The following is a 25835-nucleotide window of genomic DNA, read 5'->3' on the forward strand; positions in this document are numbered from 1 at the left end:
TTTGTCGACAATGTTGCTGGGCATATAGCGCTTTAGTCGCGATTTATCCCATAGTATGAGGGTATGAAGGCCATTTACTTTATAAAGTGTCAACAATTGGCTACTTTCACTGACACAATAAAAGGCATGTCGACCATGAGCCTCCAACAAAAGAGCTATCAAGAGACCTATCAGCAATCGATTGAGCATCCCGAAATGTTCTGGGCTGAGCAGGCCCAGCGTCTACCTTGGTACAAATTCCCCTCCACCATCCTTAGCTACGACGATCAGCAGCATGCGCGTTGGTTTGGAGATGGCGAGTTAAATATTTGTTATGCGGCGATTGATTATCACGTAGAACAAGGCAGGGGCGAGCAGCCAGCCATTTTCTGGGACTCTCCCGTTACTCAATCGAAACAAACCATTACTTATCAGGCGCTGCGTGATCGCGTTGCGCACTTTGCTGGTGGGCTTTCTCGTCTGGGTGTGACGAAAGGCGACCGAGTCGTCATTTATATGCCGATGGTGCCAGAGGCGCTCATTGCCATGTATGCCTGTGCTCGCTTGGGGGCAGTACATTCGGTGGTTTTTGGTGGATTCGCACCCCACGAGCTAGCTGTGCGTATTGAGGATGCTGAGCCAAAAGTAGTGATCGCCGCTTCTTGTGGCATTGAAGTAGATAAAGTCCTTCCCTATAAGCCTATTGTTGACCAGGCTATTGCGCTTAGTAGTTTTAAGCCGGATGCCTGTGTTGTTTTTCAGCGTGATGCTCATCGCGCGGAACTTCACGAAGGCGATCATGATTGGCAGGCGTTGGTAGCGGATGCTCCTTTTGCTGATTGTGTGCCCGTAAAAGCGACCGACCCACTTTATGTTCTATATACCTCTGGGACGACCGGTAAACCTAAGGGGGTAATGCGCGATACCGGTGGCTATGCCGTGGCGTTAGCCTACTCAATGGAAGCAATTTATGCCTTAAATCCTGGCGATGTGATGTTCACAGCGTCAGATGTAGGTTGGGTGGTAGGGCACTCTTATATTGTGTATGCGCCGCTATTAAGAGGGTGTACTACTGTAGTGTACGAGGGAAAACCTGTTAGAACACCGGATGCTGGTGGTTTTTGGCGGTTAATTGACGAGTACAAAGTAAAAAGCTTTTTCACTGCCCCTACGGCCTTCCGGGCGATCAAAAAAGAGGATCCTGATGCGAAGCTCTTGGCTAATTATGACATCAGCAGCCTTGAGCACTTATATGTAGCAGGCGAGCGTTTAGATCCTCCAACCTTTCATTGGCTTGATGATTTGTTAGATGTGCCGGTGATTGATCATTGGTGGCAAACAGAAACGGGCTGGCCGATTGCGGCAAACTTGCCTGGTATTGAATCTGCGCCTACTAAAGCGGGCTCGGCTACTTTTCCAGTACCTGGCTTTAATGTACAAATTTTGGATCGTGATGGTGAAGAAACAGCGTCAATGCATCAGGGCAGTGTGGTTATAAAACAACCACTTCCACCTGGCTGTCTCACTGGTATTTGGCGTGATCCTCAGCGTTTTCATAGTGCCTATATGGCTGCCTATCCAGGTTATTATCTCACTGGCGATGGTGGCTACTTTGATGAAGAGGGGTATTTGTTCATCATGGGTAGAACCGATGACGTGATCAACGTTGCTGGGCATCGTCTTTCTACCGGCGAAATGGAAGAGATCGTCGGTGCGCACCCTGCAGTGGCTGAGTGTGCTGTGATTGGTATTCATGATGAGCTAAAAGGTCAACTGCCTATTGGGCTGGTGATTACCAAAGATGGTTTCGATGGCGATGAAGCGATGCTGGAAGAAGAGCTTATCAGCCGCGTGCGAGAACACATTGGGCCAATTGCTTGCTTTAAGCAGGTGTTGGTCGTCAATCGATTGCCTAAAACCCGTTCTGGTAAAATATTGCGTAAGTTGCTGCGTAATATTGCTGACGGTAAATCGTTCGGTATTCCTTCAACTATTGATGATCCGACCAGCTTAGAAGATGTGCATGCCGCGATGCGTGATCGCTCTGTCGGGGCAGCGGATCAAGCTAAGTCGCTAGACGCTTAGTTTAAAACATAGCTAATAGCGTGATGAATGGAGTCGCCCAGGCAGGTGGGCGACTTTAATTACCCAACGGAAGGCGTATAATGCGCGCCCCAGTGGCGTTAACCGCGCTTAAATGAGGGTTCCCTAACCCCTCGGACTTGCAAAAAAAGGCCAACCTGCATGTTTGCATTAACCGACACCCAGCACCGCCGTTGCCTCCTGGTAATGGTTGCATTTCATATTGGTATAATTGCCGCCAGTAATTATCTGGTTCAGTTGCCATTTACCTTGTTTGGTTTTCATACCACTTGGGGCGCGTTCAGTTTCCCCTTTATTTTCCTGGCAACTGACTTAACGGTTCGTTTGTTCGGTAAAGGGCCTGCTCGCTCCATTATATTGCGCGTTATGTTTCCAGCGCTGGTGATTTCCTACGTTGTTTCGGTAATTTTTCCGCGGGGAAGTTTTGCCGGTATCGAAGCCTTAGGTGAGTGGAACTTATTTGTTGCCCGTATTGCGTTAGCTAGCTTCCTTGCTTACGTGCTAGGCCAGTTACTCGATGTTCAAGTGTTTGATCGGCTGCGTCAGTGGGCGTGGTGGGTAGCTCCCGTGTGTTCTACCGTGCTAGGCAACCTAGCGGATACGTTTGCTTTCTTTTCTACCGCGTTTTACAACAGTCCAGACCCTTTTATGGCGGAACATTGGGTAGAAATAGCAGTGGTTGACTACGCCATTAAGCTCGGCATTAGTCTCTTGTTCTTCCTGCCATTATATGGCTTGTTGCTCGCGTGGTTAACGCGTCGACTAGTGGTGTGGACAGGGCAAACTGACGCATCGCCCCGGACCGCATAATGGCTAGGTTGAGCGACCAAGCATAAAAATCAAGCGTAACGACTGAGGAGCCTGCATGACTGATGATGCCCGTGTTGATCTTTATATTATCGATTTGCCCGACGAATCAGGTAGCGACGATCAACTACCTATTGTGGTGATCCACGGTTTATTGGGTAGTGCCGATAACTGGCGTTCGCATTTAAAGGTTTGGCAGCGCAGTAGGCGGGTCATTGCTGTGGATCTTCGTAACCACGGCCGTTCACCTCATGCAGAAGGTATGAGCTATACCGCTATGAGCCAAGATGTGTTGGCGGCGCTCGATAAGCTTGGGATCGAACGCGCGCATGTACTGGGTCACTCCATGGGCGGGAAGGTGGCTATTACGCTGGCGCGTATGAACCCTGAACGCTGTGCGTCACTGATGGTGGCAGATATCGCCCCGGTAGCTTATCAGCATGGCCACGACGATGTATTTGCTGCACTCGAACGGGTAAAAGCGGGTAAGCCCACTAATCGCCGTGAAGCTGACGCCTTGTTGGCTGAGCATGTCGACTCCCGTCCAACTCGACTGTTTCTTGCCACCAATTTAGTGCGCAATGAGCAAGGTGAGATGGAGGTGCGGGTTGGGTTAGATGAAATTCAACGTGGTTATGAAGCGATTATTGGCAAACCTGATGGTGACCGCGCTTTTGAAGGGCCGACACTGGTACTTAAAGGCGCTGATTCGCACTACGTGGCTGATGATATGTTGCCAGCGCTGCGCGAAGTACTGCCCCGCGCAAGAGTAGTGGCACTTAAAAACGCTGGGCATTGGCTTCACGCTGATCAGCCAGAGGCGTTTCAGCAAGCCGTTGATACGTTTATTGCTGCCCACTCGTAGCGGGGGCAGGCAAAGTTAGAGCGGCGATATTGTCAGGTTGTGTCGCTCTGGTTCACGTAAAAAGCGGTTTAGAATGCGATAGGTATCTACATCAAATTTGGCAGCGACGCCTTTTAGCCCAAGGGCACGCTGTTTGGTTGTGGCGCTGCCTAAATAGCACCAGTGGTCGATTACATGATGGCTGGTTGGGCCGTTTTTACGGCTTTTCTCGCGAATAATAATGCGGCCTGGCCAAGGCCATGTGTTGACTTGAAAAGATGCTAGTGCTTCTTGGGCGCGCTGTGAGTGGCTTTCAAGGGGCTCCTGTCCACAGCAGGCGCCTCTACATTTGCCTAACTGGTTAGCAAAACACCGTCCTGTTCCTTTATCTATTCCTAGCACTTGCGGGCAAAGCTGATGTGTTTCGGCAATACTGCGTAGCGCAGCTTTAGCTTCTTTGGCGCTGCGAAACAGCCCAAACAGCTTTCCCGACTGAGGCTGGCTGATCGCCTTGCCGCTGACCAGCGTTGGGCAAGGTTGGTCAGTTGGCCAGTACCATGTTTTTAAATGCCCCTGACGGCGCAGTTGGCGATTCATAATCGGCATCAGCTCTTTAACCAGTTCAGCTTCTCTTAGCTGGGCGCTTAAGTCGCCAGGGGTTTCCTCCCATTCAATATGCTGTATTTGCTGGACAAGGCGCATTTCTTTGTCGTCTTGGTGGTCGCGTTGGAAATGGCCAAGAACTCGGCTGCGTAAATTAATGCTTTTGCCAACGTACAGCGGAAGGCGGTTGTGGCCATAAAACAAATAAACCCCAGGCGAGGCAGGCAGCCCAGTTAGCTGTTCGCTGGCTAAGTGGGCGGGTAGGCTGCGGTGGCGTTGTTCATCAGCAAGGGCGGCTTGCCAACTGGCAGCGTCAAATTGCTGCTGCCAGACTTTCCACAGCTGCCAAAGGGCAGTGGCATCATCCTCTGCTCGGTGCTGGCGGGCTTGATGAATATTGAAGTGAGCCAATAAGCTTCGGAGATTGTGCTTAGGCAGTTCAGGCATTAAACGGCGGGAAATGCGCAGTGTGCAGCGCAGCTGCGGCTGGTAGTTGATACCGACACGTTTGAATTCGTTGCGCAAAAAGCTGGCGTCAAATCGCGCATTGTGGGCTACCAAGCAATCTTCACCAAGCCATTCGCGCAAGCTGGGAGCAATGGTATAAAACGAGGGTGCATCAATTAGCATGTCATCATAAATGCCGGTGAGTTGGCAGATGTGAGAGGGCACGCTAGTGCCAGGATTAATCAGGCTGACCCAGCGATCCGTTATGTGACCGTTCACTACCTTGAAGGCCGCAATTTCGGTTATTCGATCCCTCGTCGCACGAGTGCCTGTTGTCTCGATATCAATAAAAATCAGCGGCATATTTCTCATTGTGCATATGCATTGTGCTTTCGTCAGCGTATATCGATCAACGCATGGGGGTTAACGGCCAGTCGTGATATCGGCAGTGCCGTTTCGGTAATACCTGACTGTTGAAGATAGCGCTCGAAAGCTGCATAACGCCGGGCATCAAGTGCTGCCGGACTAATGGCTATACGTCGCATTAGATCGTCCCAGGCGGCTTCGTTAATTGCATTATCCAGTACAGGGTGGCTGCTAATTAGCAGTGACCACGCGGCTTCTGGGTTTTCAATAATCCAATTGCTGGCTTCTTCCAGGGCAATAAGTACCCTTGACCAAGTGGCTGCTCGTCTTGTGACTGTGTCGCTATTTGCCAGCAGTATCAAGCCGTCATGACGTGGCACATCAATATCGTGATAACGCACGGTGTGGGTGACAATGCCCTCTGACGCCAGTTGTTGTGGCAGCGTGAGATAAAAGCCATCGGCAATGGCATTAACGCGCCCTTCGCGTAGGGCACTGGCAGCATCGAAATGGACACTTTCAGGCGGGTTAAAATCGTCGATTTGGCGAAGTGAGGTAGGCACCAGTTGATCCACTAGCACATCACGCCCTTCGCGGGTAGAAAAGCCATAGTGCAAGCCTGCAAGTTGGTCGGTAGTTTCGTTTGTTGGGACATCTCCCGCCACGATGACAGCATTTAGCGGTGTCTCAATCAGCGTTCCTATGCGGGTAATAGCAGCGCCATCGTGAGCGTGTAAATGCAACAACGGCTGGCGCGTTAACGCCAGATCGACCTCTCCCGCAGTCAATAGCTTGATCGCAATGGAGGGGTCTGCAGGCGTTAATAATTCAAGCTCGAGACCTTGGGCAGCAAACAAACCGCGCTGCTTTGCCACAATTAAGGCAGCGTGTTGCGGGCTAACATACCAATCTAGCATTAAAAGGAGCTGCTTTAAGGGCGGTGGGTCCAATGGCGGAGGTGGTGCAAGAGCCATACTGGGCGCCTCTTCCTGTTGTTCTCCTTGTTCGCCCATTTCCGCTGCTGTTTCATTGTCAGAGTGTGTCCACAGCTCAGGGGGCAGAGATATTTCGCCATCAAGCGTTAATGGTTCACTGTTATTAACCGACTCGTTTTCTGTGTTTGCGTAAGTGGCTGAAATTGAAAATAATAAAAAGAAGCTCAATGTAATAAATACTAGTGAACGGACACGCCAAAAAGCGTTCAACATAACCTTAACTCCCCATGGTATGACGGCGGAGTTTAGCGTTGAGGTGAAGGATCTGGCTAGCCCCCGTAAGCGACAAGCCTAACAAGCTCAGTAAATTTTACGGTGGCATGCAATAATAGAACGGCATTGATGGTGAGATGGAGAGACATGGACGCAATTTACACGTTCTTCTTAGTAGGCGGTTCCTTGATGGCGCTCAGTATTCTTGCGAGTCGCCTTTCCTCCATGATGGGTGTTCCGCTACTACTGATTTTCCTAGGGCTTGGCATGCTAGCGGGGGAAGAGGGCCTGCTAGGAGTCGAGTTTGACGATTACTCCATGGCGTTCACGATTGGTCATCTGGCGCTTGCCATGATTTTGCTAGATGGCGGCCTTCGTACCCGATTAAAAACCTTTCGCGTCGGCTTTAGGCCAGCACTCTCATTAGCCACCTTTGGCGTCTTTATCACCAGCGCTATTGTTGGTGTTATTGCTATGTGGGTGTTTGATCTCTCTTTAGCGCAAGGGTTACTTGTTGGTGCGATTGTCGGTTCTACCGATGCTGCAGCCGTGTTCTCAATGTTGAGTGGCCGTGGGGTCAACCTTAACGAGCGGGTAGGGGCCACGCTCGAAATTGAATCGGGTACCAACGACCCGATGGCTATTTTCCTTACGCTGATGTTGGTCGAACTGTTGGTTGGTGATATTGGTGGCATTGCTGAAACACTGCTGTTCTTCATTTCCCAGTTTGGTATTGGTTTAGTGGTTGGTATTGGCGGTGGCTGGATAAGCGCTAAGCTGCTGCGTTGGTTAGATCTAGCCCCCGGTCTTTATGCCATGCTAGCGCTGGCGCTTGGGTTTAGCGTATTTGGATTAACCAGTGTGCTTGGTGGCAGCGGCTTCCTGGCAATTTATTTAGCAGGGTTGATGATTGGTAATCAGCCTGGGCGGCACCTTAACTTTATTCTTCCGGTACACGATGGATTGGCCTGGTTGAGCCAGATTGGTTTATTCCTGGTGTTGGGCTTACTCGTTACGCCAAGCCAGCTCTGGGAAGTGGCCTTGCCAGCAGGGCTAGTCGCGCTAGCTCTGATTTTTGTTGCACGGCCGCTGGCGGTATTGATCACCATTAAGCCGTTTTTCAAATTCCGCTGGCGAGAGACTTTCTTTATTGCCTGGGTTGGCTTGCGCGGTGCGGTGCCTATCGTGCTGGCTATCTTCCCCTTAATCGGCGGGGTAGAGAATGCGTCGTTGTACTTTAACGTGGCGTTCGCGGTGGTACTTATGTCGCTGCTTATCCAGGGCGGCTCGCTAACCTTTATGGCGCGGTGGTTAAAAGTAGAAGTGCCTATAGGCACGACGCCAAATCGCCGAGGTCCTCTTGGCATACTGCCAGATAACGATTTTGAGATGTTTGTCTATGTGGTCGAAAATGAAGACTTAGAAGACGTTCCCATTCGGCTACTGCGTTTCCCCTCAGGCGCGTTGATTTCGGCACTATTTCGCAACCACGTTATGCTCCACCCGAAAGGAAGCACGCGACTGAAGTTAAATGACGTCATTTGCGTTATTGGCCGTACTGAAGATCTCGTCGCGCTTAATCGCTTATTCAATGGAGATGCAAAGCTCAAACAAGAGCGAGCCTTCTTCGGCACCTTCACTTTAGATGGCGAGGCGAAAATGCAAGATATTGCCCAAGCCTATGGTTTAACCTTAAGCCCAGGCGAGCAAGACATGACGCTTGCAGAATTTATCTCGCTACGTGTCGGCGGTCACCCTGTGGTTGGTGACGATGTCGACTGGCATGGCATTCACTGGGTGGTAAGTGAAATGGAAGGCGGGAACATTACCCGTGTCGGCTTAAGGCTCTACTAATTAACCGTAAAGGCGTTGACTTCCAAGGGAAAGCTGTTATTATACGCACCCATAAGCCGGAGGGATGGCAGAGCGGTTGAATGCACCGGTCTTGAAAACCGGCATAGGTTAATAGCCTATCCAGGGTTCGAATCCCTGTCCCTCCGCCAAGTATTACGAATAAGCCGCTGATTTCAGCGGCTTTTTTGTGTCTGTAATTTAGTCAGCCCATACCTCAGCCCATACTTTGGTTTTGGCTTTCACTGAATAGAAACAAACCTCTCTGGACGCTCTCTCTTCGTAAGTCGTTTTTTGATACTCACCTCCATGGCTCAACTCCCTCAAAAGCTTCACTGATGCACGCTCGTGAGGGCGAGGTGACAGCCTCTCTTCTTTCAGATAATGTCCTCTGAAGAGTTTTGAATGGTAGCCACTGGCTGGTAACGACCCAAAGCGGTCAATTGATTAAAGCTAATGTAACACCACTTAATCTATCCAAGAACTAAAGTCGACCATTCAGGCTACCCTCTCAAACCCCAAGTATAAGACCAGGTAGTGTCTAAAAAACCCGGGGCGATTCACCCTTCAGCTAGGATGTTTGAATAGGCGAATCTGTATGATTGACTCAGGCGATAAATGTCGTCTTAAACGGCGTAATGGTACGCCAGATGCGGGGGTAAGATCACCCTGCCTAAAGTAGTGGATTGATATGTCGAAGTTATGAAACCCGAAGGGTAGCACTAGACGCTAGGTGCAATGCAGCAGGTTTGCTGCTAAGATATAGCCCGTTTTTGCACTACTCTTTCTTTTTCCCAGCTGTAAAAGAATCTCTGCCAATGACTGTATTTACACATCATTTTTTAGGGTTGATGACTCCACCCTAGCTCCAAGCCCCCCCCTGAGGTGCTGATAGCGCTTCCACTGTGCTGTCATCGCTTTCTGGTACTTAAGCCTGCAGTACCTGATTTTCTGGTACATGAACGTAGCCGTACCTAACGCTAGCTTTTCACTATTTAAAAACTACAAGCTGATTACCCCAGCGTGCCAATGTGTTGGCGGTGCTTCCTATTGTTGGCTGCGCTGTTAGCCCGTTTTTGGCTTATCGTTATCCCACAATCATGGACCCCTCGCATGTACGAAAAGTTTAAACAATCTTGGCTCTCTAACCTCAAGGGCGACACCCTTGCGGGGATTGTCGTTGCGCTAGCGCTAATACCTGAAGCCATTGCGTTCTCAATTATTGCCGGTGTTGACCCCAAGGTCGGCCTGTACGCCTCGTTCGCTATCTGTGTGATTATCGCCTTTACCGGCGGTCGCTCTGGCATGGTGTCGGCAGCAACCGGCGCCATGGCACTTTTGATGATTACCCTGGTGAAAGAACACGGGTTGGAATACCTGCTAGCCACTACAATTTTAACTGGTGTGCTGCAAATTATTGCAGGTTATCTAAAGCTTGCTGAGCTGATGCGCTTTGTGTCGCGCTCGGTGGTGACTGGCTTCGTTAACGCGCTGGCCATCCTGATTTTTATGGCTCAGTTGCCCGAGTTAACTGACGTTACCTGGCACGTTTATGCCATGACCCTGGCTGGCTTAGCCATCATTTATGGCTTCCCCTATGTACCGGTGATAGGTAAAGCCATTCCTTCGCCACTGGTATGTATTGTCGTTCTCACCGTCGTGTACATGATGACCGGCATGGAAATTCGCAGCGTTGGTGATATGGGTGAACTGCCCGATAGCCTACCGATGTTCTTGTGGCCTGATGTGCCGCTGAACCTCGAAACGTTGATGATCATTCTGCCAACAGCGCTGATGCTGACTGTGGTGGGTCTGCTGGAGTCGATGATGACCGCAACGATCATCGATGATCTCACTGATACCAAAAGCGATAAGAACCGTGAGTGTAAAGGTCAGGGCATTGCCAATATTGGTTCAGGCCTCATTGGTGGTATGGCGGGGTGCGCCATGATAGGCCAGTCAGTGATCAACATTAAATCGGGCGGTCGTCGTCGTACCTCTACCTTGATTGCCGGTATATCACTACTACTGATGGTGGTGTTCTTGGCGGATTGGGTATCTCAGATTCCCATGGCGGCATTGGTTGCGGTAATGATCATGGTGGCGATCGGCACGTTTAGCTGGGAATCGATTCGCGACCTGAAAAAGCACCCCATGAGTACCAATTTCGTCATGGTGGCGACGGTTATCGTGACCGTAGGTACTCACAACTTGGCAATAGGCGTCTTTGTTGGTGTGCTATTGGCGGCGATGTTCTTTGCTAACAAAGTCGGCAACATTATGTATATCGGCTCTAAAGAAATCGAACCGGGTAAAGAGCGTGAATATGAAGTCGTCGGTCAGGTTTTTTTTGCCTCATCCGAGCGCTTTATAGGTGCGTTCGACTTCAAAGAGAGTATCGATAAAGTCACCATCAACCTTTCCCGCGCGCACTTCTGGGACATTACTGCCGTACAGGCGCTGGATCGCGTGGTGATTAAATTCCGCCGTGAAGGTACCGAGGTGGAAATGATCGGTTTGAGCGAAGCCAGCGCGACCGTGGTGGATCGCTATGCGGTTCATAACGACCCCGAAGCAGTTGAAAAACTGATGGGCGGCCACTAACCAATGAAGGAGAGCGATATGACTGATCAAGTATTAGCCGCGATTGACGGCTCCCAGTATGCAGAAGGCGTCTGCGATTACGCCGCCTGGGCAAGCTTGGCCATGGATGCACCGTTAACCTTTGTGCATGTGGTCGACAACCATTCTGAAATACCCGAAGAGCAGAATCTTTCCGGCAACCTGCGATTCGGTGCCCGCGAACGGTTAATGAAAGAGCTTTCCGACCTTGATGAGCAGCGCGCCAAGGTGAATCGCGAGCAGGGCAAGCTAATGCTGGAGGCGGCCAAAGAACGGGCGATAAAGGATGGGGTCAGCGACCCCATCACTCGCCAGCTCAACGGTACCCTAGTTGAAACGTTAGTAGAGCTTGAAAAAGACGTGCGATTGCTGGTGGTGGGTAAGCGCGGTGAAACCGCTCACCAGGCCAGTGGCCATCTTGGCTCTAACCTTGAGCGGGTAGTGCGTGAGATGCACCGCCCGATCCTGATGGTGCCGAAAACCTTCAAGCGGCCTGAAAAAATATTGATGGCCTTTGACGGCAGTAAAACAGCCCGTAAAGGCGTCGAGATGCTGGCCCGTTCACCGCTCTTCGTAGGCACCGAGTGCCATGTGCTGATCATCGGTGCAGAAACGGCTGAACGCCGCTCTGAGCTTGAATGGGCGTTAAGCACGTTGCGTGAAGCGGGCCACCAAGCCGAAGGCGCTATTCGTGCTGGCGAGGTAGACGAAGCGCTACAAGCCTACGAAAAAGAGCACATCATTGACCTGCTGGTGATGGGCGCCTACGGGCATTCCCGTATTCGCCACTTACTGGTAGGTAGTACAACCACGGCCATGCTACGTGGTAGCCGCATACCGGTGCTGATTTTGCGCTGAGTTTTGGTAAGAGCAACAGCGCATAAATATTTAGCTCGCATTGCGACTTGTTACCCGCAGCCGGCCCTCGCTTCTTGAGTGAGCCGGCTTTTTTGTTCTAAGGAGAGGCTAATGAAGACTTGGCAGCTCAATAAAACGGAGATATCGGTTCACCAGACGGACGTACCTTTATTGCTAGAAAATGCGTATGCAAAACCTGCTACCCAAGAGCATATAAAAGCCTTGGGCAGCGGAGTGATTGGTGAAGCTTGGATGGTCTCGCAACCTTTTCAGGAAGGGCCAACGATGATTAAATTTGCACCACCCCAAAGTAGTGATGGTGATACTAAAACGCTGGCTTTATGGGCCAAGTGCTACCGTAAAATTATTATTGTGTCAGAGCGAGAAGAGCTTACTACGCTCTCTATTCCTCTACCCGGCGCCAACCCCCATGTTCAAGGCGTTGAAGAGGCAGTACGGGAAGCTGTCTTCGCATTGAGTGATCAACTGCAACACTCGAAACATCTGCAACACTTACACCTTTATGCTTCCGATGAAGAGAGCGTATGGGCATTATTCAACTCAACGTCCTAATCTAGCCGTCTGGGTATTAGGCCGCTTGAAATTGATGGCTTTCTAGCTCTTCGATAAACGGCGAGGGCTGATCGTGGTAAGTAAGGTCAAGCTGATGCATTGCCCGTGTACAGGCCACGTAGAGTAAGTTGCGCTCCATATCCGTTGCGTAATGGGTGGCCGTTACCTCGGGCACAATAACACGGTCAAATTCCAAGCCCTTCGCCATATGGGCGGTACAGATAATAATGCCCTGTCCAAACGCGGTGCTTTGTTCAGTGAGCAACTGTATCTTATCGAATTGTCCTTCTAACGCTTTAAAAACAAGGCTGGCCTGCTTTTGGGTTTTGCACACAATACCCAAGGTATTATGTGTTGAGGCTGCAAACTCTTGGGCTAGCTGCTGAATGGCTGTGTGCGACTGCTTGCGTGAGGCGCAGCGGTGAATAGCAGGCGATTTGCCATGACGCTCAATCGGCTCTAAATCGGGGTTATAGGCGATATGCTGGGCGAAGCGAGTTATTTCAATACTGGAGCGGTAGCTTTTGTTGAGTGTCACGTACATGGATTGACGCAGCACTTGGCGTATCTGCTCGGCTTTCGAGGCGCTATAAGGGTTAACCGATTGGTAGCTATCGCCTAGCACGGTTTTTTTGCAACGAAACAGCTGGCCGATAACCGCGTACTGTACGGGGGTATAGTCCTGCATTTCATCGATTAATAGATGCTTGGCATTCCGCCACCGTGAATGGACTCCCTCCAAGCGCATCTTTAAATAGATCAGCGGGAATACGTCGGCGTACTCAAGCCGCCCCCTGGAAGCTGTCTTGAACAGTTCGGGGTTACCCAGCCAGGTGTAAAACGCCTTGTAGGTTTCGCGCAGGGTTTTCTGCTGCAGCATGCCCTTAATAGTGGCTTTGAGTGTCTTGCGCTCGTCAGGCGCTAAATCATAATTATATTGATTGCCAATTTTCTGCTCTATTTCCCAGCTCACCTGTTTTAGGCGCTCATTGGTAGGTAGGTTGCGATGCTTTTTAAACACTTCTTCCAGTAGCCAGCCAGGCACTAATCGCCGAGCAATCCAAATATCCTTAGCCTTAAAGCGTTTCGCTTCTACGTCGGCCGCGTAACGATCAAGCTCTTTAAGAAACTCGGGTGAGGCTTTGAAATGCAGGCGCGCCTTCATAGCCTCGTCGTTCTTTTCCAGTAGCGCCGTGGTTTGTTCAAAAAATGTTTCAAACCGGTACTGGCTGTCGAGCAACTCGTCAGCCAGTGTTTCCATACCCACTTGATTTACGGTCTCTTCGCCTAGCTCGGGCAGCACGTTGGCGATGTAGTCGGAAAAGACCTGGTTGGGCGAGATAATTAAGATATCTTCTGAGGTGAGGGTGTCTTTAAATCGATAAAGCAGAAAAGCAATCCGGTGCAGCGCAATCGAGGTCTTTCCAGAGCCCGCCACGCCTTGAATAATCAGAGTGTGGGCTTCGTCGTTACGGATAATCGCATTTTGATCACGCTGAATGGTGGCAACGATGTTCTTCATCGTGTCGTCAGACGCTTGGCTCAGCGTGTCCTGGAGTACATCATCGACCACGTGAACATCGCTATCGATCATCAGTTCAATGCTGGCTTTCTTTATTCTGAACTGTCGCTTAAGAGTAATGTGGCCGCTAATCTCGCCTCTCGGGCTATGATAGCTGGCGGGGCCTGTTTCGTAATCGTAAAAAAGTGATGCAATGGGCGCACGCCAATCATGTATACGGCTTTGACCGGCCAGATCGTCGTAAAAGTGGTGGATGCCGATATAAATGGGGGCGGGAGTCGCTTCAGAGGCGCCCCGCTGGGCAAAATCGAAGCGACCAAAATAGGGTGAGTGCCTGAGCTTTTCGAGTTTATGGCGGCGTGCCAAGGCATTGTCGCCAGTCATCACCGCTTGCTCAATTGACTCGCGAGCGGAGATTTTCTCGATGTGATCCATCTCATCCCGGCTTGTCCATAAATACTCTTTCTGGGCCTGTATGTCCTCTGCATAAGCCGCTAGACGTTGGTTAATGTCTTCTATGTTTAGATCAATGCGTTCAAGGGTGTGCATTAACTGTCGGTGTTCAGCGTCGCGTTGAGAGATGTTGGTTTTGGTATCCATAGTGCCTGTTAAATGGGGAGTATTTACTTCTTAACGTCTTGTAAAGAAAGACTTAATTCAAAAAGCATTTATTTCGCGGGTAGTGTGAAACGTAAGCTCTGGCCATCTTTCAATAGTAATGTCCAGTGCTGCGCGAGTAGGGGGCATAAAGGCCAGGGCGCCCGCTGCGTCGTAGGCTAATCGTACAGAGCTAGTTTGGGTAAATCGCTTTAGCTGGTGTATATCCTCACTCGATACCCAGAGCGCTTTATGCACTGGCACGCTTTCAAAGGTAGCGTCTATGTTGTATTCCGTAAGTAAGCGATGAGCGACGGTTTCAAACTGTAGCTGCCCAACAGCGCCCATAATCATCCCGGTCTTTTCTAGCGGTTCGAATACCTGGATAGTGCCTTCTTCACCTAGCTCTTTAAGCGCTTTGTTTAACTGCTTTGAACGGAGTGGATCGTTTAGACGCGCCGTTTTGAAAATTTCAGGTGAAAAGTGAGGGATGCCTGCCATGGCCAATAGCTCGCCTTCACTTAGCACATCGCCAATACGCAGCTTGCCGTGGTTGGGGATGCCAATAATGTCACCTGCATAGGCGGTGGTAAGGTGTGCGCGTTCTTGAGCCATAAAGGTAATAGCGTGGTCGAGTCGAATAGGCTTGGCACTTCGCGCGTGGTTAACTTTTAATCCCTGCCGATAGACGCCGGAGCATATACGTAAGAACGCAATTCGGTCGCGATGTTGCGGATTCATATTGGCTTGAATCTTAAACACGATACCTGAAAATTGTTTCCCATCAGGATAGACGGTTGTTTCTTTCGCTTCTCTAGGACGTGGAGAAGGTGCCCACTGGGTAAGCGCCTCTAGAATATCGCGCACGCCGAAGTTGTTAATCGCTGAACCGAAAAATACCGGCGATAAGTCACCTGCTAGAAAAGCTTCCTGGTTAAAAGGATCAGCTGCTTCTTGAACAATTTCCAACTCCTCTTTGAAAGTGGCGTGGGCAATTGGAAAATTCTTGGTGAGGTAAGGATCATCCACGCTTTCTAGCACTTCCACTGCCTGATGAGCAGTGTTATCGCCTGGGGTGAATTTAAGCATGTGGTGGCGACGCAAGTCGAAGACACCTGCAAATTCTTTTCCCATGCCTACAGGCCAAGTAATGGGGGCACAGGTGATACCTAGAATTTGCTCAATTTCATCAATGACGTCTAATGGTTCACGAACTTCACGATCCATTTTATTGATAAAGGTGATAATCGGGGTTTTACGCTGACGACAAACTTCTAATAATTTTATGGTTTGTGCTTCTACCCCTTTAGCCGCGTCAATGACCATTAATGCGGCATCTACAGCGGTTAGCACGCGGTATGTATCTTCGGAAAAATCCTTGTGGCCTGGCGTATCGAGCAGATTAATTACACACCCTTCGTGCTCAAACTGCATGACAGAGCTTGCTACTGAAATACCCCGCTGCTTCTCCACTTCCATCCAGTCGGAGGTGGCAAACTGCTGGCTCTTTTTGGCTTTTACGGTACCCGCTGTACGGATTGCGCCACCGTACATCAATAGCTTTTCGGTTAAGGTGGTTTTGCCCGCATCAGGGTGCGAAATGATGGCGAAGGTACGACGACGTTTTACTTCTTGTTCAATGGGGAACTGAGCTGCAAGAGCGGCGTTTTCCATATTGACCTCGTGATGTGGTTTGGCGAAGAGTAAACGTGGATTGAATCATTCATCCATGTAACGCCAAGCCTGAACGCCACGAACCAATGCGCGATTAGTAACGCTAAGAAATCGCCCGCGCTCTAAAATAGCCGATGTCACACCAGCCCCATGAATATCGCGATAAACCACCAGTAAGGGTGTTTTGGCATTCGTGGGTAAATAGCTGTGAACACTAGTCCACTCGCTGGATTTAGTTAATTCATCAATGTTGGGGATAAAAGCATCTTGTACTTGCATGGTCATTCCACTCACAGGTCGGTTTTGGCAAAGTCATTGCGTTCCGAAACGCAACGATTGCATAGCGTTGTCTGGAGGGAATAGCGCTAGGGCGGGGTAGGGCAGAAGCCGTTGTGTAACCGTGTCATTGAGTTTCCTCATGCAGTTACCAGCGACCTTAAGTAAAGGTATCTGGGGTAGGTTGAAGCATAATCTTACCACGATTGACCGCTAGTAAGTTTTTGTGTTCCGTAGGATGTTGTTACCACTAGAGTAGGCCAAGCGCGATGGTGTGAATTCGTCAAGCGCTTGGTTCATACCCTAAGTTGATGGTCAGTGAGCTAGATGAACTTAAGTTCAGGATAGAATCGTTTTAAGCAAAGACTTGTGTCCATTCATCACGTTTTTCAAGCAGATCGCTGGCAAGAGCTTGAGCGCCTTTCAGGCTATGACTGGCGGCCCAGCCGCACTGCATTTCGTTGCAAGCGGGTACTTCGGTAGCCGTTAAAACGTCTTCCAGCGTTTGGTCGAGTATCTTCAGTACTTCCTCTATGGTACGAGAGATAAATCAACCATTACTCATGGTACCGAAACAGTTTACGGCACCGCACAACATGATGATCGCGTTTGACGGTAGTAACCGGTCCGTAAAGGGGGGGAAATGCTAGCTAAAAGTCCCTTGTTTGAAGGCACTACTTGTCATGCCGTCATTGTGGGCGCAGAAACAGCTGAACACCGCTCGCAGCTTACCTGGGCGTTGGAAACGTTACGTGCACTGCGAAGGCGCGGGCGAAGTGGCAGAGAAGCTGCGTACCTATAATATCGATATGCTGGTAATGGGCGCCTATGGCCACTCGCGCATTCGCCACCTTCTAGTGAGTAGTACTACGACCTCGATGCAGCGTAACACCCAACTGCCGGTATTAACTTTGCGCTGAACACTTGCTTTCATTGCTTTCATTGCTTTCTACTTACTGCTCCGCCGTGCAGTTGGCTGCTTCCCGCAGTACGCGCTGTGCCAGTAGCCATCCGACAACGATGAACACCAGCATACCTATTAAAAGCGAGTAAAAGGGTACACCCACTCCAAGTGCTAACCCTAGTACCGCAGGCGCTATGCCGGTGGAGAACACCATGGATGCGCTAAGTGCTGAGCGTACCTTGCCAAGATGCTCAGCGCCCCATAGCTTGATCAACAGACCAGAGGCGATAAGCTCCTGAGCGCCCATGGCCAACCCGCCGCCTACCATTAGTGCCCAAATGCTGATGTTCCCACCGATGGTTAACGCCATCACCATGGCGATGGCGTAGGGTAACAAGTAAAGGCGCGCTAGCTTCACGGGCCCCAATTTATCGATCCATCGACCGCCTAGTAACGCACCCGGCAGTTTGGCGAAACCCATGCCGGTCAGCGCCAGTGCATAAACCGCCAGCGAGCTGTCGAGGGCTTCGGTTAATTGGGCTTGATAAATAAATAGCCCCGTCATGGTGATAGGCAGTGACATTAACAGGGGCAATAACAACCAGAAGCGTTTATCTCGAAAGGGGCGAGGGCCGTGGGGTGTTAGTTTCGTGGGTTTAACGCCCGGCGCGCTGGGCCAGGGGGCTTTCATTAGCAGCCACAGCCATGGCAGTGCAATAGTCCCGCACATTATCCACCAAAAAGTTTGCCAACTGCTCCAGATAAGCGCCGCAGCAACCAACGGTGGTAGCAGCGCTTCACCCAGTGGAATGCCTAAGTTTGCCAACCCAATGGCGCGGCCACGCATGGTGGAAAACTCTCGGGCGGCGAGCGTGTTACCCAAATGGGTCAACATACCCTGACCGCATAGCCGTACTATGCCAAGGCCGACTATCCCTAACCACCACCAGGGCGATAAGGTAAGCAGCACAACGCCGGTTAATAGCAGTAATAATATGATTGCTGCGAAACGTCGTGGGTTTATCCAATCAACAGATGGCCCAAAGCGCAGCATGCAGAAGCCCGCTATCAGAGTAACCACAGCATAAGCGGTGCCAAACTGGCTGACACTAAGCCCAAGGTGGTCTGAAAGAGGGGCTTGAAAGAGGCCAATGAAATAACTCTGCCCAAGGCTTGAGCTAAACATGGCCAAAAAAGCGATACTGAGTACGCTGCGGTGATCGCGCAGCAGGGTGCGATAGCCCATCGAATAGTCCCTTACGCGATCAAACAAATTAGTAGGGTAACGATTGTAGGCTAACTGGAGACGCAGATGAATCACCCCGAGGTGGATATAGCCGTTATCCGTGAGAAGCTGATGACACTCGACACCACGCTTCGTGAGGAGAGCGCAAGCAGTGAAGACTCACGCGATACTGTAATGTTGGATCAAACATCGGTAGGTCGGCTGTCGCGTATGGATGCAATGCAGGGGCAAGCGATGGCCAAAGCAGGCGAGCAGCGCCGCCAGTTAAAGCTAAAGCAGATTGCCGCTGCCCTGCAACGCATTGAGAGTGAGAGCTTCGGTGAGTGTATCGAGTGCGGCGAATGGATCGGAGCCAAACGCCTCACTTGGGATCCGCTAGTACTGAAGTGTATTGAGTGTGCCGATTAGCTAGGGTATGCAGGCTCCTCTCGAACGCTTTGCAGCCCTCCAATTATTAACTGAATTTTAAAAAAGCGCTGAAAGAGAATTATATTAGAATACTTTAAAAAACTGCTCTTGGCCGATAGCGGCCAAGCTAACTTTGGTGATGCAGAGTTGCATATCCGAGAATCATGGCACTGAATGCATCTGGTGCCAGGGAGAGAATTGCTTAGCCTGTGCTGTTTAGGTGTGTTGTTATTATCTGTATCAACCTGATGGTCGAGAGGAAATTGAACTGACGCCTGATAGCGCCATCGAAGGAAATATCAGATAAAGGTCGGCTTTTGCTGACAAGCTATTACTACCCGTTCTTGCAGGATGGGGTCTTCGCGGAGAACTTTATGGACTACGAACATGCAATTGTGAAATTCGAAGACGGGATTGCCACCCTGTTCTGCAACGGCTGCGGCATTATCATCGCTGAGGGTACCCAGCACGAGGATAGAGAGCACTACTGTACCATGTGCATGAGCGGCAATTGCAAAGCAAAATTCAAGGACGGAAACTGACATTCCCAGCCCGCCACGCTCCGCGTTTTAGGGAAGGGGCGTGGAATAGATGTTGTGAACATCATTAATCTGAAAACTCTTTAACATCCGCTCTTGGCGGTTTGCTGAAGTAACGAAAAAATAAAGCCAGTTTGACGGATGGAGCTGCCTTTCCGGCAGCTCCGTTATATGAATCTGGGGCTCTACAAATACCCCATTTCGGCGAACGACCTACAACCATCACTCCCCACTACTACGTGATCAATCACTCGAATATCCATTAGCCCCAGGGCCTCTTTGAGTCGCTCGGTAATGCGCCGATCTGCATTGCTAGGCTCAGGATCGCCGCTGGGGTGGTTGTGAACGAGGATAACAGCAGCTGCGTTGCAGGCTAGTGCCGCTTTCAGCACTTCCCGTGGGTACACGCTGGCCGCGTCGATGGTGCCTCGAAACAATTCTTCAAAGCGTATCACGCGGTGTTGGCTGTCGAGGAACAGCACGCTGAACACCTCATGCTCATAGTCCTGCAGCAGTAGCTGCAGATGCTCAAACGCTTGCGAAGGCTGGGATATCTTACGGCCTTTAGCGAGTTTACGCCGTGCGAAGTGCTTGGCCATGGTAATGATGTCGGTTTCGGTAACCAGTGAAGTGACTAAGTAGGTGCCCGCCACTTCACCGGCTTTAAGTTTGGAATGAGTCATGGTTACCTCCAAAAAATAAAAATGCCGGGGTGGTGGCCCCGGCGTCTATGTCGTTGATAGTGAGTGGGTGTTTTGGGTCAGGGGGCAGATCACGCTGCCATCACTTGACTCATGCGCCGCTCCATTTCTTCGTGGAATGCCTCGACGCGCTCGGCAATCGTGCGGATCATGATGTCGTCACGGTAGGCACGCTTAATAAACAGCGGCATGCCAGGCCAATAGCTCACAAAGTCGATCCACTCCCGCTCGCTAACCCACAGCCCTCCTTGGCATTGTGCAACATGCTCGGCGGGAATCTCCCCGCTCAGTAGCACTTCTATCTGGTACTTAGGCAATTTGGTTTTGATTTCCAGCAAGCCGTTATCACCCACCAAACTGTCAGGTGAGTAGCCCACCTCGTGATTGAGGATAATGCCCACTTCCTGTGGCTCCGGTTCACCAGTGGTGTCGCGGTAGAGCTCTCTTGCTACACTTTCTAGCTCGTGGCCCCGTCGGGTATGCGCATTGCCCTGAAACGGCTCGTCCAGTTCGCCGGTAATCCGCTCGCCAATCAGCTGATGCATATACGAAAAGGCCCCGGTGCCGAATCCACCAGGGCCTTTGCCGTTGACCAGCAACGTTTTTAGCTCCGACATGGTGACGCGCCCTAAGCGCGCCGCAAGCCATTCAGGGGAGCCTTGCTCCATGTTGAGTACCTGCATGGATGCCTCCTTTACTCAGGTAGGGTTGTACGCCGTTTTACTTAACCGCTCGCTTGGTGAGGGATGCCCGCAGCTTGTCAAAGTCCGTCTGAGGCACCTGAACGGCGGAACCGTATTTGCCGCTGAACCACTCCTGGGTCGTGGCGGGGCATTGGCTAATCAGCCGCTGAATCTGTCCCGCCTGAAAGGGTGTTACTAGCTTTACTCTAGTGCAGGTGTTGCCGTTATCGTCCTGGCCTCGCGTGGTGATGTTTAGCAGGGCACTCAGCACGTAACGTTTGCCATAGCTAGTAGACGAGCCAAAAGCCTGTACCGCGTTTTTGTTACCGCTCATGTCCGCAGGCAGTAGCATGCTGGTCTCTTCACGGTGACCGTCCTTGTGCATCAACACACCGGTGACCTGAATGCCACGTTCTTGCGTCTGAATCCGGAAGCTCACTGCAAAGCCGTGCTTCTGCATAATGGGTCGCACGGTATCGACGATATCTTCCAGCGTGGCGTACTTACCGTTATTGCCTTGGCCATGTTCTTCGATGCTGGGTAACTCGGTCTGCATGGCCGCCATGGCCGCGCTATAGGCCATCATGGCCTGGCGATCCATCACCCGCTCCTGCATCTGTAATAAGCGTTCCATCTTGTCGATATCAACGTCTGGGTTAAGCGCCGCACGCTCGATGACCTGAATGATGGCCGTGCTTTCTGCAAGGTGAGGGGCAGGCACCGTAGGAACAGCTTGTAAAGAGGGTGCAGATAAGTCGTGATTTACCACATTAGTTTTAGTTGCCATGACGAAGTACCTTCAATAAGGATTAAAGATCGGCAGGAAGCTCACTAGGTGAAACGGGGCATAAGCGCAGCTCGGTGCGATAGAGCTGCCCCTTTGCCATGACGTAGGTCTTGGCATAGGTTTGGTCTTGGGTAAGCAGTCGTTCCGTTAGTTGGGTTAATGCGATATCTAAATCAAGGCTAAGATTGGCCATGGTGTGCTCCACGTAAAATGCAAAAAGCCCAGCCGTGTAGATGGCTGGGCTGATCGCGCTATCCAATAAGGGGTAAGATAAAAACCAAAAGAATTAGTAGTAAGATGATGAGAAACAGCATGTCAGCTCACCAGGGCAAGGGCCGTTTGCAATGCCTCCTGCTTTAACTGAGCCCCTTGACCAAACCACGCTGAATCCAATCGAGTATCGTTACTACGCGCACGCTTGTCGTGATCCACGTACTCGGTAATAGCATTGAGCAAGCCCCACGCAGTATCTTTGGCAGTGTCGAGATGAGAACCGCGGCCTTCGCCGTGGTAGAGCTTCTGTACCTTGTTAAGCGCCCGATAGTTGGGCAGTTTGGAAGGATCGTCTATCGCCTTATCAATACCGCAGAGTACCGACTGAAAATACTGCTGTGCCTCGCCGTGGTCGACCTTGCGTTCCGCTAACGCCTTCATGCGATACATGAAGTCGTTCCACTGAGAAACAGAAATACCCAGTTGGCGTTTCACTGCACGGGGGTCGAACTCCGAACGGTGGGGCACCTTCACCGCCTGCGACGTACCATCCACGACAATTTGTAGCGTGTTATTGCACACTACCCGCACCGTGGTGGGGGTCGCCATAGTGGCTAGGGTGCCATCGCACGACGTCGCCAACAGCAAGTAGTCGTTCACCTCATCCTGGCCTTTCAGCGAGGTGCTTAAGCCGCTACGGGCCAACGCCCAGAATTTACGCCCACCTTTAAGCACGCCCGCTGTCTCCAGCTCATAACCGGCGTATTCCGTTAGGTCGCGGTAAAACTCCAGAATCTCCTCAGGCTGCACCACCTTATAACGCTGAGATACTACGGAAAGGGGAGCCTTGGTATCCGAGCGATAGAGCACCTTCTGTTCTGGGAACGAGTGGATGCTACCCAAGTGGCTGGCACCCTCGGCAATAAACCGCACTGGCGCTTCTTCAATATGCCAATTCATACCGGCCTGTTGCTGCCAGATTTCCAACGGTTGATGACGTGAAAGCTGCTGCCCCAGGCCATGCCAAGGGGTATCGCCAACGTAAGCCATTTGTTCAACTAGATGTGCCATGAGTCATTCTCCAGATATAAAAAAACGCTGACGAATCGCCAGCGCAAATAAGTGGTTAAGTAAGGGAGCCGCCCATAGGCGAAGGTAAAAGCTGGGGTTAGTGGGCAGACGCTAAGGGAGGATAGGGATAGCGAAACGCTTGACCGCACGACAGGCATAGCCATGGGGTGCCGTTACCCAAGGGCAGCCACTGTTTAAGCAGCGAGTGGGCGATACGGGAGCCGGTTTGGCCACCGGCAACCGCGCCCATCAATGCAGCAGGCAGCTTTGCAAGGGGAAAGCGAGTGACAGCAACCGCAAGTGGGCCGGTCATGGCCGTCGCACGCCAGGCACCGATGGCACCGCCTAACAGGGTGCTACCCACCACGCCAACGCGTTGGGCAGCCTCAAGGTTCAATGTGCGCGGTGACGCACAGCGTGTGCAGGATTGGGGCATAAACAGCGCTCCTATGCAGAGGAAAAGGTTTCAGGGTGGTGGATGCATAGGAGTGATATAGGTCTGAATTTTTTTGGCTTTGACCTTTAGGGGCTTGCGCCCTCTGGCTGCTTTATTAATACTGTCTTTATATACAGTAAAAAGAGGTGCCCTTATGTCTTTACCTGTTTCCCTCATAGGCCAAGCGGATGCCATGGCCTTGCCCAGTCCCTTACCGTTTTACTCTAGCGCCGTGCGTGCAGGGTTCCCCTCACCAGCGGATGACCACCTAGATACCGATTTGGATCTGCACACGTACGTCGTTAAGCGACCGGCAGCAACCTACTTTGTGCGCTCCGAAGGTGACTCCATGATCGGTGACGGTATTCATCATGGAGATTTGTTGGTGGTTGATCGCAGCTTGGAAGCGTTGCCGGGGCGAATTATCGTAATCTGTGTAGATGGAGAACTCACGGTGAAACGTCTTGAACGTGTGGGCCAACGTACTTATCTCTGTGCGAGTAACGCCGCTTACCCGCCCATTCCTATTGATGGCCGCGAATCCCATGTTTGGGGTGTCGTCACCCATGTGATTCACAGCTTGCCAGGGGCTACGGTGCAATGATCGCCTTAGTCGACTGCAATAACTTCTATGTCTCTTGCGAGCGGGTATTTAACCCGGCGCTCGAAGGGCGTCCAGTGGGAGTGCTATCAAATAACGATGGTTGCGTAGTGGCTCGCAGTAACGAACTCAAAGCCCTAGGTGTGGAGATGGGGACGGCCATGCATCTGCTTGCACCGCATATTCGTCGCCAAGCGGTGTTGCTCTCCAGTAATTACGCCCTGTATGGCGATATGTCCCAGCGGGTCACCGAAGTGCTAGGCGAGTTTTCACCCCATGTTGAGATTTACTCCATTGATGAAAGCTTTGTAGGGTTTCAAGGCTTCGAACATAAGACCCTGGAGGCACGGGGCCAAGCCATGCGCGATACCGTTTGACAGTGGACAGGCATTCCCGTATGCGTGGGGTTTGCACCTACCCGCGTATTGGCCAAAGTGGCGAACCAAGCGGCTAAAAAACATCCCGCCTACAAACAGCACGGGGTGTGTAAGCTGACCGCTGATAGTGAAACGACCAAGGCACTGCTTAAGCAGTTGCCGGTGACCGAGCTGTGGGGCGTGGCGCGCCGTACCGGTGAACGTTTAAGGGTGATGGGTATTGAGTCTGCCTGGGATCTGCGCGAAGCAGACCCTAAGCGTATTAGGCAGCGCTTTAGTGTGATGCAGGAGCGCATCGTCTGGGAGTTGCGGGGGCAACCTTCCATTCAGCTAGATGACATGAGCCAGCCCAGACAACAGATCATGGTTTCTCGTTCGTTTGGGCGACTTACTAACGATCCCCGTCAGCTAAGGGAGGCGCTACGGCATCATGCCGCCAGGGCGGGTGAAAAGCTTCGCAAACAGCGAAGCGTCACCAGCGCCATTATGGTGTTTATCCGCACCAACCCGTTTCGTAAAGATTTACCCCAATATCGCCAACGCGTGGTGATATCCCTGGAGCGACCAACTGACGACAGTCGGGAGATTATTGCCGCCGCAGTGCAAGGGCTACGCCGTCTCTGGCGAAAAGGATACGCCTATCACAAAGTCGGCCTAATGCTGCTTGATCTATCCCCCAAAGCTAACCGACAGCTCACCCTTGAAACCCCGCAAACTGACGAAGCGGCTAAGCGCAGCGAACGCCTGATGATGACGATGGACAAGCTCAACCGTGAGCTGGGTAAGGGAACGGTACAGTTGGGCCTGCCCCGTAAAGGAAATGCCTGGGCGCTGCGCAGTGAGCGGAGAACGCCTCGTTACACTACCAAGTGGAACGAGCTGTTGGTCGTTAAGTAGGCCTAACACGCTTGTATGGTGCTGGTCATGCTAGGGGAAGTGCCATTTTAGAAAGAAAATACTGACTGGTATCATTATCTGAGCAGATGCCGAGCCCAAAAGGCTTCTAGTTATCTTGTTGAAAAAATGGAATTATTTTTATTGAAAGGAAAGATGGATAAAGTTGTCATGGTCGGCAGAAACCCGCTTACCATGCGGGTTTAGTATTCTAAATACTAAACCATCGATCCGCTTTAAATGACGGTAATAGTATTATGCTCCTTTGAGGGATTAGAAATAGTATCCATCAAGGGGGCCTTTAAGCCGACGCCCTTTCCTCAAGAAGATAGCCGTTAAGTCCTAGTAAAACTAGCACATCTCTTCATGACAAAGCAGTCAAGTGTCATGTAACGCTAAGCAAGGCGTGTTAAAGGCACGCCTAACGAATAGCCCTACAATGCTAAAGCGATAAGAAGACAGTGTGACAGCGCTCGCATGATGTTCACAAATACCTGCTAAGGCATTTCCTGTTACGCCGATGATAACCGCGTTTACTAATGCGTTAACATTTCAGCGTTTTCTATTAATCCCATGATCACATTTTTGCTACAGGCATGGCACGGCATCAACGCTGTGTCTATTACCGTGCGTGAGTTTTAGGAG

At 51.0% G+C, this 25835-nt stretch carries 24 protein-coding genes, 1 tRNA gene and 2 pseudogenes; 14 read left to right on the forward strand and 13 right to left on the reverse strand.

The window, feature by feature from the left end; all coding sequences use genetic code 11:
• Positions 1 to 135: 135 nt before the first annotated feature.
• The 3 genes from K1Y77_RS08020 (at position 136) to K1Y77_RS08030 (ending at position 3754) form a co-directional block, all read left to right on the forward strand.
• Complete coding sequence (locus K1Y77_RS08020; RefSeq protein ID WP_264018274.1) at positions 136 to 2064, forward strand: propionyl-CoA synthetase; 1929 nt, start codon at positions 136 to 138, stop codon at positions 2062 to 2064.
• A gap of 159 nt (positions 2065 to 2223) precedes the next feature.
• Positions 2224 to 2892, forward strand: coding sequence for a 7-cyano-7-deazaguanine/7-aminomethyl-7-deazaguanine transporter (locus K1Y77_RS08025; protein WP_030073079.1), 669 nt, complete (start codon positions 2224 to 2226; stop codon positions 2890 to 2892).
• A gap of 55 nt (positions 2893 to 2947) precedes the next feature.
• Positions 2948 to 3754, forward strand: a complete 807-nt coding sequence (locus tag K1Y77_RS08030) for an alpha/beta fold hydrolase (RefSeq protein WP_030073078.1) — start codon at positions 2948 to 2950, stop codon at positions 3752 to 3754.
• 15 nt (positions 3755 to 3769) lie between these two features.
• On the opposite strand, the gene K1Y77_RS08035 is transcribed toward K1Y77_RS08030, so the two are convergent.
• Positions 3770 to 5155 (reverse strand): 3'-5' exonuclease family protein, encoded by a 1386-nt coding sequence (locus tag K1Y77_RS08035; protein ID WP_264431243.1) that lies wholly within the window; start codon positions 5153 to 5155, stop codon positions 3770 to 3772.
• Between the two features lie 23 nt (positions 5156 to 5178).
• Positions 5179 to 6357, reverse strand: a complete 1179-nt coding sequence (locus K1Y77_RS08040) for an ABC transporter substrate-binding protein (protein ID WP_264431245.1) — start codon at positions 6355 to 6357, stop codon at positions 5179 to 5181.
• A gap of 147 nt (positions 6358 to 6504) precedes the next feature.
• Here K1Y77_RS08040 and K1Y77_RS08045 point away from each other — a divergent pair, with 147 nt between their 5' ends.
• From K1Y77_RS08045 to K1Y77_RS08065, 5 genes are all read left to right on the forward strand, one after another.
• Positions 6505 to 8211 carry a potassium/proton antiporter gene (locus K1Y77_RS08045; RefSeq protein WP_264431246.1) on the forward strand — a complete coding sequence of 569 codons (1707 nt, stop codon included), beginning with the start codon at positions 6505 to 6507 and terminating at the stop codon, positions 8209 to 8211.
• Positions 8212 to 8269: 58 nt separating this feature from the next.
• Positions 8270 to 8360, forward strand: a tRNA-Ser gene (locus K1Y77_RS08050).
• Between the two features lie 961 nt (positions 8361 to 9321).
• On the forward strand, positions 9322 to 10812 hold the full coding sequence (locus K1Y77_RS08055) for a SulP family inorganic anion transporter (protein ID WP_071693681.1): 1491 nt from the start codon (positions 9322 to 9324) through the stop codon (positions 10810 to 10812).
• 18 nt (positions 10813 to 10830) lie between these two features.
• On the forward strand, positions 10831 to 11688 hold the full coding sequence (locus K1Y77_RS08060; protein ID WP_264431250.1) for a universal stress protein: 858 nt from the start codon (positions 10831 to 10833) through the stop codon (positions 11686 to 11688).
• Positions 11689 to 11799: 111 nt separating this feature from the next.
• A complete protein-coding gene (locus K1Y77_RS08065; RefSeq protein WP_264431251.1) occupies positions 11800 to 12261 on the forward strand; it encodes a hypothetical protein in 462 nt (153 codons plus the stop codon).
• 16 nt (positions 12262 to 12277) lie between these two features.
• Here K1Y77_RS08065 and K1Y77_RS08070 read toward each other — a convergent pair whose 3' ends face one another.
• From K1Y77_RS08070 to K1Y77_RS08085, 4 genes and pseudogenes are all read right to left on the reverse strand, one after another.
• Positions 12278 to 14383 (reverse strand): HelD family protein, encoded by a 2106-nt coding sequence (locus K1Y77_RS08070; RefSeq protein WP_264431253.1) that lies wholly within the window; start codon positions 14381 to 14383, stop codon positions 12278 to 12280.
• Between the two features lie 57 nt (positions 14384 to 14440).
• Entirely contained in the window at positions 14441 to 16054 is a 1614-nt protein-coding gene (locus tag K1Y77_RS08075; RefSeq protein ID WP_264431255.1) for a peptide chain release factor 3, read from the reverse strand.
• Positions 16055 to 16099: 45 nt separating this feature from the next.
• On the reverse strand, positions 16100 to 16333 hold the full coding sequence (locus K1Y77_RS08080) for a hypothetical protein (protein WP_264431256.1): 234 nt from the start codon (positions 16331 to 16333) through the stop codon (positions 16100 to 16102).
• 352 nt (positions 16334 to 16685) lie between these two features.
• A pseudogene (locus tag K1Y77_RS08085) lies at positions 16686 to 16862 on the reverse strand (S-ribosylhomocysteine lyase); the annotation flags it as partial.
• A gap of 1 nt (position 16863) precedes the next feature.
• On the opposite strand from K1Y77_RS08085, the pseudogene K1Y77_RS08090 reads away from it, so the two are divergent.
• Positions 16864 to 17250, forward strand: a pseudogene (locus K1Y77_RS08090) (universal stress protein); the annotation flags it as partial.
• A 33-nt stretch (positions 17251 to 17283) separates the two neighbouring features.
• Here the strand turns inward: K1Y77_RS08090 and K1Y77_RS08095 are convergent.
• Positions 17284 to 18480, reverse strand: coding sequence for an MFS transporter (locus K1Y77_RS08095; RefSeq protein ID WP_264431257.1), 1197 nt, complete (start codon positions 18478 to 18480; stop codon positions 17284 to 17286).
• 66 nt (positions 18481 to 18546) lie between these two features.
• On the opposite strand from K1Y77_RS08095, the gene K1Y77_RS08100 reads away from it, so the two are divergent.
• Together K1Y77_RS08100 and K1Y77_RS08105 are read left to right on the forward strand one after the other, a co-directional pair.
• Positions 18547 to 18888, forward strand: a complete 342-nt coding sequence (locus tag K1Y77_RS08100) for a TraR/DksA family transcriptional regulator (RefSeq protein WP_083004087.1) — start codon at positions 18547 to 18549, stop codon at positions 18886 to 18888.
• A gap of 374 nt (positions 18889 to 19262) precedes the next feature.
• Positions 19263 to 19430: a hypothetical protein gene (locus K1Y77_RS08105; protein ID WP_264431261.1), complete on the forward strand. Its 168-nt coding sequence runs from the start codon at positions 19263 to 19265 to the stop codon at positions 19428 to 19430.
• A gap of 182 nt (positions 19431 to 19612) precedes the next feature.
• On the opposite strand, the gene radC is transcribed toward K1Y77_RS08105, so the two are convergent.
• The 6 genes from radC to K1Y77_RS08135 all read right to left on the reverse strand — a co-directional run bounded on the left by radC (position 19613) and on the right by K1Y77_RS08135 (position 23318).
• Positions 19613 to 20110: a RadC family protein gene (gene radC / locus K1Y77_RS08110; RefSeq protein WP_264431263.1), complete on the reverse strand. Its 498-nt coding sequence runs from the start codon at positions 20108 to 20110 to the stop codon at positions 19613 to 19615.
• 89 nt (positions 20111 to 20199) lie between these two features.
• Positions 20200 to 20811, reverse strand: a complete 612-nt coding sequence (locus K1Y77_RS08115) for a lambda exonuclease family protein (protein WP_264431265.1) — start codon at positions 20809 to 20811, stop codon at positions 20200 to 20202.
• Between the two features lie 37 nt (positions 20812 to 20848).
• Positions 20849 to 21598, reverse strand: a complete 750-nt coding sequence (locus K1Y77_RS08120) for an ERF family protein (RefSeq protein WP_264431267.1) — start codon at positions 21596 to 21598, stop codon at positions 20849 to 20851.
• A 22-nt stretch (positions 21599 to 21620) separates the two neighbouring features.
• Entirely contained in the window at positions 21621 to 21791 is a 171-nt protein-coding gene (locus K1Y77_RS08125) for a hypothetical protein (RefSeq protein ID WP_156886210.1), read from the reverse strand.
• A 122-nt stretch (positions 21792 to 21913) separates the two neighbouring features.
• Entirely contained in the window at positions 21914 to 22882 is a 969-nt protein-coding gene (locus K1Y77_RS08130; RefSeq protein WP_083004107.1) for a DUF932 domain-containing protein, read from the reverse strand.
• A 97-nt stretch (positions 22883 to 22979) separates the two neighbouring features.
• Positions 22980 to 23318 (reverse strand): hypothetical protein, encoded by a 339-nt coding sequence (locus K1Y77_RS08135; RefSeq protein WP_264431269.1) that lies wholly within the window; start codon positions 23316 to 23318, stop codon positions 22980 to 22982.
• A gap of 154 nt (positions 23319 to 23472) precedes the next feature.
• Here K1Y77_RS08135 and K1Y77_RS08140 point away from each other — a divergent pair, with 154 nt between their 5' ends.
• From K1Y77_RS08140 to K1Y77_RS08145, 3 genes are read left to right on the forward strand one after another with little or no spacing between them, the layout of a single operon-like run.
• Complete coding sequence (locus K1Y77_RS08140) at positions 23473 to 23922, forward strand: LexA family protein (RefSeq protein ID WP_264431272.1); 450 nt, start codon at positions 23473 to 23475, stop codon at positions 23920 to 23922.
• Complete coding sequence (locus K1Y77_RS17345; protein ID WP_320055280.1) at positions 23919 to 24296, forward strand: Y-family DNA polymerase; 378 nt, start codon at positions 23919 to 23921, stop codon at positions 24294 to 24296. The genes K1Y77_RS08140 and K1Y77_RS17345 overlap by 4 nt, the downstream gene beginning before the upstream one ends.
• A gap of 24 nt (positions 24297 to 24320) precedes the next feature.
• Positions 24321 to 25193 (forward strand): DinB/UmuC family translesion DNA polymerase, encoded by an 873-nt coding sequence (locus K1Y77_RS08145; protein WP_320055281.1) that lies wholly within the window; start codon positions 24321 to 24323, stop codon positions 25191 to 25193.
• The last annotated feature ends 642 nt before the right edge of the window (positions 25194 to 25835 follow it).

Source organism: Halomonas qaidamensis (genome assembly GCF_025917315.1).
Taxonomy (GTDB): Bacteria; Pseudomonadota; Gammaproteobacteria; order Pseudomonadales; family Halomonadaceae; genus Vreelandella; species Vreelandella qaidamensis.